Source organism: Loktanella atrilutea, from assembly GCF_900128995.1.
Taxonomy (GTDB): domain Bacteria; phylum Pseudomonadota; class Alphaproteobacteria; order Rhodobacterales; family Rhodobacteraceae; genus Loktanella; species Loktanella atrilutea.
This window is the reverse complement of the sequence record NZ_FQUE01000039.1, coordinates 1-2,264: the sequence shown is the minus strand read 5'-3', so window position 1 is coordinate 2,264 and position 2,264 is coordinate 1. Positions and strand designations below refer to the sequence as shown.

At 71.0% G+C, this 2,264-nt stretch carries 4 protein-coding genes; 3 read left to right on the top strand and 1 reads right to left on the bottom strand.

Annotated features, from left to right (window positions below; translation table 11 throughout):
* Positions 1–74: 74 nt before the first annotated feature.
* Positions 75–728: a type II secretion system protein GspL gene (locus tag BUA54_RS20405; protein ID WP_143155572.1), complete on the bottom strand. Its 654-nt coding sequence runs from the start codon at positions 726–728 to the stop codon at positions 75–77.
* Between the two features lie 76 nt (positions 729–804).
* Here BUA54_RS20405 and gspG point away from each other — a divergent pair, with 76 nt between their 5' ends.
* The 3 genes from gspG to gspI are packed head-to-tail and all read left to right on the top strand — an operon-like array spanning position 805 to position 2,128.
* The gene (gene gspG / locus BUA54_RS20400) at positions 805–1,281 is read left to right on the top strand and encodes a type II secretion system major pseudopilin GspG (protein ID WP_072859065.1); all 477 of its coding nucleotides are present in this window, start codon (positions 805–807) and stop codon (positions 1,279–1,281) included.
* The gene (locus tag BUA54_RS20395; protein WP_072859064.1) at positions 1,281–1,748 is read left to right on the top strand and encodes a prepilin-type N-terminal cleavage/methylation domain-containing protein; all 468 of its coding nucleotides are present in this window, start codon (positions 1,281–1,283) and stop codon (positions 1,746–1,748) included. Before gspG ends, BUA54_RS20395 begins: the two co-directional genes overlap by 1 nt.
* The gene (gspI, locus tag BUA54_RS20390) at positions 1,745–2,128 is read left to right on the top strand and encodes a type II secretion system minor pseudopilin GspI (protein ID WP_072859063.1); all 384 of its coding nucleotides are present in this window, start codon (positions 1,745–1,747) and stop codon (positions 2,126–2,128) included. The genes BUA54_RS20395 and gspI overlap by 4 nt, the downstream gene beginning before the upstream one ends.
* The last annotated feature ends 136 nt before the right edge of the window (positions 2,129–2,264 follow it).

Below are 2,264 nucleotides of genomic sequence, written 5' to 3'. Positions count from 1 at the left end.
CGCGCTGCATCAGTTGCCGCCGTCAGTCGGGGCGGTGGCGTCGGGCGAGGCGGCGCCGGCCGGCTGCGGCGCCGTCAGCTCGAAGGTCTGGGGGGCTGGTCGGGTGGTGGCACGGCGGCCGACCGGTCCGTCTGGCGCATCTCCGGCGGCAGGGCCATGCCGTAGGACAGAATCTCGGGCTGCCCGGCGCGGGTCCACAGCAGCAAAAGGACAGTCGTGGCGGCAGCAAATCCCGTCCCGTCGGCCGCACGGACCACACACCGGTCGCCGTCGCGCCAGACCGCCCAGCCGGTCGCGGGGCGCGGGATCAGCAGGATCTCGGGCAGGATGCGCGGTGCGTCCTGCGGGCAGGCGTCGATCACACGACGGGCCACGACGAAGGTCAATTGCGGCGCGCCGGCGGTCGCGATGATCGGCCCCGGTGCCACGACGGTCGCATCCAGCGGGGCGGCGATCCGCTCCTCGGCGGCAAAGGCCAGCATGGCGGCGCGCTGACGGGCCTTGGCGGGAGGCAGCGTGATGAGGTGGGAGCCGACCTGTTCGGCCGCCAGAAGAAAAGGAAGCGGCTGGCTGCGATGGCTCAGTGCCTGCGCCAGCCGTGCCTGAAGGGCCGGGCTCCCCGCTTGCGCGGCCCGAGGGGTTTCCGGCGCGTTTGAAACGTGACCTGCGGCTAGCGCAACAGCCTGCACAGAGGCACCCTGCATCGCGATAGGCTCTTGATTTATCACGAATTATTGCCTTTTCATCCGCCTCGTTCTTCCGTTACCATAGTGGCATCCACGCGCGCGGAAAGGAAACAGTTTCATGGCTCTTCAGTTGAAGCGGCGCGGCATCGTGCGGCGGCACCGTGCGCCCGACGCTGGTGTCACGCTGATCGAGATGATGGTGGTCCTTGTCATCATCGCGCTGGTTGCGGCGATCATCGTGCCGAACGTCATCGGCCGCCCGGACGAGGCCCGGGTCGCCGTCGCGCAGACCGACATCCGCACCATCGGATCCGCGCTCGAACTCTACCGCCTCGACAACCAGACCTATCCGACGACGGCGCAGGGGCTGGAGGCGCTGTCGAGCCGTCCGACCACCTCGCCCGAGCCGCGCAACTGGGCGGCGGGGGGATACCTCTCGCAGCTGCCCGTCGATCCTTGGGGCAACGCCTACCTCTATCGCTCGCCGGGAGACACCGGCGGGTTCGACCTGCTGACGCTGGGCGCTGACGGCGCGCCGGGCGGCGAAGGTCCGGCAGCCGACATCGCCCACGGCCAAGCGACCGCCACCAACTGATGCGCGCGCGCGACGCCGGTGTGACGCTGGTCGAGGTGCTGGTGGTGCTCGTGCTGATCGGGGTCATGGCCGGTGCCGTCGGCCTGTCGCTGGGGCCGGTCGATCGTGGCGACACATTGCAGCGCGAGGCGACCCTGCTGACCGCCCGCCTGAACCGCGCCGCCGACGAGACGCTGCTGACCGGCGAGGCGGTGGCCTTCGTCTGGGACGGCGACGGCTACCGCTTCGAGGTGCAGCGGGGCGCGGACTGGCAGCCGCATCCGGTCGCCCTGCTGGCCGAACCCCACGCGACGCCCGGTGCGCGACCGACCGATCCCGACGGTGCGGCCGAGGGTCGCTTTGTCGTCGATGGCGATATGTTGCCGGTGACCGGCGTGCCGCTGGCGCTCACCCTGCGCGCCGACAACGGGCTGGAAACACGGATCCGGTTCGACGGCGTCAACGCCGTCCAGGTCGATACGCCGTGACCGCGCGCAACCCCGAGGCGGGCTTCACCCTGGTCGAGGCGCTGGTCGCCATGGCGGTGCTGGCGCTGGGTGCCGTATCCCTGCTGACCGCGACCGAGGGCCATGCCGCCCGCATTACCGCCGTGACCGACCGCACCCTGGCCCGCTGGGCGGCGGATCAGGCCCTGACGGCGGCACGGCTGGGCCTGCCGGAGGAGGCTAACCTGCCGGTCATGGGGCGCAGCTTCCCGGTGACGGTGTCGCGCAGGCCGACGGACGATCCGGACCTGACGGCGATCACGGTCGATGTGATGGCGCCGCCGGGTGACAGCGTGACCGGGACGCTCTATCGTGTGACGGGTTACATGGCGACAGGGTTGAACGGGGAGGCGCGGGAGTGACGAGGTCTGGCGTCGCGGGTTGGTTGTCGGTTGGCACGGGTGTCGCCGTCGCGGCATCGCTGGCCGTCGCGGCGGCACCGGTGACCTGGCACCTGACCGGTGCCGCGGCGATCATGCCGGACGCCGCCGCCCTGTC

Bases quoted from the DNA above. Each gene is read 5' to 3' on its own strand.
- gspG (WP_072859065.1), top strand. From the start codon at position 805: ATGGCTCTTCAGTTGAAGCGGCGCGGCATCGTGCGGCGGCACCGTGCG.
- BUA54_RS20395 (WP_072859064.1), top strand. From the start codon at position 1,281: ATGCGCGCGCGCGACGCCGGTGTGACGCTGGTCGAGGTGCTGGTGGTG.